At 50.8% G+C, this 5,855-nt stretch carries 5 protein-coding genes; all 5 read right to left on the reverse strand.

The window, feature by feature from the left end:
• Positions 1 to 51 precede the first annotated feature (51 nt).
• The gene (locus tag AC1WIP_RS10245) at positions 52 to 1,017 is read right to left on the reverse strand and encodes a ComEC/Rec2 family competence protein (protein ID WP_481141735.1); all 966 of its coding nucleotides are present in this window, start codon (positions 1,015 to 1,017) and stop codon (positions 52 to 54) included.
• A gap of 89 nt (positions 1,018 to 1,106) precedes the next feature.
• A complete protein-coding gene (gene radA / locus AC1WIP_RS10250) occupies positions 1,107 to 2,417 on the reverse strand; it encodes a DNA repair protein RadA (protein ID WP_481141738.1) in 1,311 nt (436 codons plus the stop codon).
• A gap of 157 nt (positions 2,418 to 2,574) precedes the next feature.
• Complete coding sequence (locus AC1WIP_RS10255) at positions 2,575 to 2,988, reverse strand: endosialidase (protein WP_318710015.1); 414 nt, start codon at positions 2,986 to 2,988, stop codon at positions 2,575 to 2,577.
• 77 nt (positions 2,989 to 3,065) lie between these two features.
• Complete coding sequence (locus AC1WIP_RS10260) at positions 3,066 to 5,516, reverse strand: ATP-dependent Clp protease ATP-binding subunit (RefSeq protein ID WP_481141736.1); 2,451 nt, start codon at positions 5,514 to 5,516, stop codon at positions 3,066 to 3,068.
• Positions 5,516 to 5,855 (reverse strand): GntR family transcriptional regulator (locus tag AC1WIP_RS10265; RefSeq protein ID WP_481141737.1); only part of this gene is annotated, 340 nt, incomplete at its 5' end. The genes AC1WIP_RS10260 and AC1WIP_RS10265, both read right to left, overlap by 1 nt.

Here is a 5,855-nt window from a genome sequence, read left to right on the forward strand (position 1 = left end):
TTATAACACAGAACCCCCTGTCATAGCAAGCAAAAATTGAAAAAATTGTAACTATTCTCCGGAAGGTTCTCCCGCCTGCCAGGTATCAGAAGGAGCACAATTCCAGGTTATGTTTTCCCCGTCTGAAACCGCTACAATACTTCCCTGTTCATCCGTGCGGAACACCTGTATTCCTCTGGATCGGAAGCTGTTTAAGGTCTGTGCGCTTGGATGTCCATAGGAATTACCCTCTCCGCAGCTGATCACGGCAAATTCCGGCTGTACAGCATCCAGAAAAGCTTCACTGGAGGAGGTTTTGCTGCCGTGATGGCCCGCTTTATACACATCAGCCTTCAACGAAAGTCCGCTTTCCAGCATAGCAAGCTCTGCTTCCTCCTCTGCGTCTCCCGTGAACAGGAAAGAATCCTCTCCGTTTTGCACCAGCAAAGCAAGGGAGGCATTGTTGGGATCAGAATAGGTATCACAAGGCCCCAGAATCGTAACCTGGGCATGCCCCAAAGAAAAAACCTGCCCTGCTGAGGGCGTGCTCCCCACAAGTCCTTTGTTGTCAAGAGCCTGCACCAATTTACGGTAGGTGCTGTTATCCTTTTCAAAATCTGACAAAAACACCTGGTCAATTTCAAACTTTTCAATGATAACCGGAGCCCCTCCGATATGGTCCGAATCCGGATGGGTAAGCACCAGATAATTCAGTCTTTCAATCCCCTGCTTCTGCAGATAATTCTGTATGGCGGTACCCTTGGAATCATCCCCGGCATCCACGAGCATAGACGCATCCGCACTTTTGATCAGCACAGCGTCTCCCTGGCCCACATCAATAAAGTGAACCTCCAGCTGCCCGCCGGCCAATTCTCCGCCGCTGTTTTCCATACTTTGGACATCAGAAATCTGAGCGCCCGTTTCCTCTCCTGCCCGAAGGGAATCCTGCAGAGCAGGCTCCGCCAAAAGCCCGGCGCAGATACCTCCAAACAAAATCAAAAGCCCAATTATTTTTGAGCCTTTTCTCCTTCTTCTCATGCGCTTTACCCAACTCCTTTTCCAGCCTTATCCCTTTGCCCCCTCCTCAGGTTCCATCCGTCTTAGCAGGCGGCCTTCTCACCTTTTTGTCAAAACAGCCTGTCAATGGCATCCTGAACCGACCGAATACCCAGCACCTTAATTTTCTTAAATTCCCTACACTCCTTGGCGCAGACATAAGGAAGAATGCAGATGTCAAAGCCCAGCCTTTCCGCCTCGGCCACTCTCTGCTTGGCCATGCCCACAGCTCTCACCTCTCCGCTTAAGCCTACCTCGCCAAAGGCAATGAGCTTAGGACTTACAATCTGGTTGCGGAAGCTGGAGAGAATTGCCAGCACGATGCCCAAATCTATAGCCGGCTCCATGATCCTGATCCCGCCTGCAATATTCACATAGGCGTCGCAGCCTGCAAGAGCGATGCCGGAACGCTTTTCCAGAACAGCCATGAGAAGGTTCACTCTGTTGAAATCCGTGCCGATGGTCTGTCTTCTGGGAATGCCGAAATTGCTGTGGCACACCAGGGCCTGTATCTCCACCAAAAGAGGCCTGGTTCCCTCCATGGTGCAGGCTACTACAGAGCCGTTTGCATTCTCCGGCCGTCCGTTTAACATATATTCTGAGGGGTTTTGCACCTCCATAAGCCCTTGCTCCCGCATTTCAAATACGCCGATCTCATTGGTGGAGCCAAAACGGTTTTTTACACCCCGCAGAATCCGGTAGGAGGCATGCCTGTCTCCCTCAAAATACAGCACCGTATCCACCATATGCTCCAGCACTCTGGGCCCCGCAACAGTCCCTTCCTTAGTCACATGCCCCACAATAAACACAGACACCCCAAGCCCTTTGGCAAGCTGCAGCAAAATTCCCGTGGATTCCCTCACCTGGGAAACGCTTCCCGGCGCAGCGGATACCGCCTCATTATACATGGTCTGAATCGAATCAATCACCACAACCTCAGGCTTCTCCCTACGGATCACCTCCGATATGGAGTCAAGACTTGTCTCACACAAAAGCAGCATGTTCTGAGAAAAATCTCCGATTCTGTCCGCCCGTATTTTGATCTGCACCTGGGACTCCTCCCCGGATATGTATAGCACCTTATGTCCGCCTGTGGATATATTTCTGCAGACCTGCAAAAGCAGCGTAGACTTCCCGATGCCCGGGTCGCCTCCCACCAAGGTCAGGGAGCCGCTCACAATGCCTCCTCCCAGTACTCTGTCAAGCTCGCCGATTCCTGTTAAAAGCTTATCCTCCTGGCGAATGGCAATCTCTGTCAAAAGACAGGGCTTTGCCCTTTCAGCCCCTTCTCTTCTGCGGACTCCTGCACTTTTTTGCTCCGCCCTGCTTACAGTTTCCTCCACAAAGGTATTCCATTCTCTGCACCCCGGACACTGCCCCATCCACTTCGAGGACTCGTATCCGCAGCTTTGGCAATAATAAACAGTGGTAGTCTTACCTTTCACCTATTCCTCCATCAAAAAGCAACGGATGCCCGCCCTGCGAGACATCCGTTGTAAAAATTCCCTTGCGCCAAGGAAATCCCCGGCGCAGGAAGCATCAAACCTGAACTATTTTTACGGTAACCTCTCCGGCAGCCTCCAGCTCCACGCTTAAGCTGAGCTTGCCGCCCAATCCCGTTTTCATGGTGCCTATACTTTTGCCGTCTACAAAAACCTCGTACTCTGTATCATCTGTAAGCCCTATGGTAATCTGAGCGTCCTCATCGCCCTCCACCACAAATTCCACGCCTGCCTCATTTTCCTGAAAATGCAGAACGCTTGTGCCGGGTACCGACTCATAGAGAAACATTCCGTTTTTCTCCAGCTTCGTGATCTCATTGTAGGTCTTTACCTTCAGCAAATCTCCGGCATGACGGAAATCCTCCACCTTCTGCTTATTGGAAAGCTTATGATTTCCAAAACTGATTGCACCGTCAGACTCGCTGCGGAGCAATTCTTCCACTACTGCCATCTGTGTGTCCTCCTGATCGTTTGTAGGTACAGTATAATATAAAACCATCCTTTTTTCTACAAATTTTTTTATTTTTTTCAGGCATCTGTCTGCTTTACGGTAAAGGTCACCCTCCCGTTTTTAAAGCCTGCAGACACGCAGTCCCCGGGGATTACCTTCTTCATCAGAATTTCTTCCGCAAGCGCATCCTCCACCACAGATTGTATCGCTCTCTTAAGCGGTCTTGCGCCCATCTTCTGATCCGAATATTTCTCCACCAGATGCTCCTTTAAGGCCGGGGTAATGCTGAGCTTAATTCCCATCTGGGATTCGCAGCGCTTATACAGGTTTGCGGCCAAAAGATTTACGATTTCCTTCATGTTTTCGTTGTTAAGCTGGTGGAATACGATAATATCATCGATTCTGTTGATAAATTCCGGCTTAAAGCTGCGCTTCACCTCCTCCATGACATTGGACTTCATCTTATCATAATCTCTCTTTTCATTGCTCTCCGCCGCAAATCCCAGATTTTTGGGATCTACGATCCGCTGGGCGCCAGCGTTGGAGGTCATGATCAAAATGGTATTTTTGAAGCTTACCTTCCTTCCCTTGGAATCCGTGATATGCCCGTCATCCAGCACCTGCAGAAGAATGTTGAACACATCCGGATGCGCCTTCTCGATCTCGTCAAACAGCACAACGGAATAGGGATTTCGGCGGACCTTCTCACTGAGCTGTCCCCCTTCCTCAAATCCCACATATCCAGGTGGCGAGCCAATCATCTTAGATACCGAATGGCCCTCCATATACTCAGACATATCTACACGTATAATAGCCTCCTCCGAGCCAAACATCGCCTCCGCAAGGGCCTTGGAAAGCTCCGTTTTGCCTACGCCGGTGGGGCCTAAAAACAGGAAGGAGCCAATGGGACGATTGGGATCCTTTAAGCCCACTCTGCCTCTGCGCATGGCCTTTGCCACCGCCGTCACAGCCTCGTCTTGTCCGATCACTCTTTTATGGAGAATGCTCTCCAGCTTCAATAATCTTTCGCTTTCCTTCTGAGCCAGCTTCTGCACAGGAATCTTGGTCCACATTGCCACCACCTCGGCAATTTCGTTTTCACCGATGCTGTACTGCCCTCCGGTCTCCCGGCTCTCCCGGCGTTTCATCATGCGCTCGTATTTTTTCACCAGCTCGTCTTGATTTTTCTTGATTTCCGCAGCCTGGGAAAAGGCCTCCATGCGTATGGAGCGCTCTATCTGCTGATCCATCTTTTTGATCTGCTCTAACAGCTCCCTTTGCTTGTCCGGCATATCCATAGCGTGAAGTCTTGCACTGGCAGCCGCCTCATCAATCAGATCAATGGCCTTATCCGGCAGATTCCTGTCGTTGATATAACGGTTGGAAAGCCGCACCGCAGCCTCCACCGCCTCAGAGGTAATGGTCACCCGGTGGTGCTCCTCATATTTACCTTTAATGCCCTCTAAGATACGGACAGCCTCCTCCTCCGTGGGTTCCTCCACCGTCACCGGCTGGAAGCGCCGCTCCAGCGCGGCATCCTTTTCCACATATTTGCGGTATTCCGCAATGGTAGTGGCTCCGATCAGCTGAATTTCCCCCCTTGCCAGAGAGGGCTTTAAAATATTGGAAGCGTCAATGGCGCCCTCTGCGCCACCCGCTCCGATAATGGTGTGCAGCTCATCCAAAAAGAGAATCACATTTCCGTCCTCAATCACTTCCCGGACCACTCTCTTGATGCGCTCCTCAAATTCTCCTCTGTATTTGCTTCCGGCCACCATACCAGAAAGATCCAGTGTGAGTACTCTTTTGTTCTGTACCGTAAAGGGCACCTCGCCCGCTACGATGCGCAGCGCAAGTCCCTCCACCACAGCAGTCTTACCCACGCCAGGCTCTCCAATGAGGCAGGGATTGTTCTTGGTACGCCGGCTTAAAATCTGTATCACCCTGCGGATTTCATCCTCTCTTCCAATGACGGGGTCGAGCTTCCCCTCTCTGGCCATGGCTGTCAAATCCCGGCTGTACTGCTCCAGAGTAGAAGGCTTTCCTCGCCGCTCTCCCTTTCTTCCCAAATCCTCCTTATATAAATTTCCGTCCTGGCCGATGGCCAGCAGCGTATCCACATAAATCTTCTGAATATTGGCTCCCAGGGTATTTAACAGCCTGACAGCTACATTTTCTCCCTCCTTGATCAGCGCCATCAAAATATGCTCTGTCCCCGTCTGCTTTTGTCCAAACCGTTCCGCCTGTCTGTGGGCCTCCTCCAAAATTTTCCTTGCTCTGGGTGAATAGCCCTCTTTCTCCCTTATGGCAACTCCATTTTCAAATGCGATCAGCTCCTTTATCATCTCAAGCACCTGATCCGCATCCACATTATTGTCTGTCAAGACCTTGCAGGCCACTCCGCTTTTTTCCCTTAACAGCCCCACTAAAATATGCTCCGTGCCCACATAACCCTGCTTTAAGCTTCTTGCGCACTTGGACGCCTGGGCCAGCGCCGCCTGCGCTTTATCCGTAAACTGCGACTGCATTATTTCAGCCCTCCATAATCTTCATAAATTTCGTCAATCAATTCTATGATTTCCTCTTTGGAAATATTTTTGCAGCTGCCTTTTGCCAAAATCACCTGCAGCTCCTTCTTCAGCTCCTCTAAGGTCCGCATTTTATCCGAGTCAATGGCAATGACAGCTCCCCGCCTTCGGTCCACCTTTACGTACCCCTCCTGCTTCAGCACCGTATACGCCTTATTTACCGTGTGCATATTGATGCCGATCAAATCCGCAAGCTGTCGTACACTTGGCAGCGAATCTCCCTCATGAAACTGTGAGGTGGCGATTCCCATGATAATCTGATTGCGCAGCTGCAGATAC

It is taken from the genome of Acetatifactor sp. (assembly GCF_982438285.1).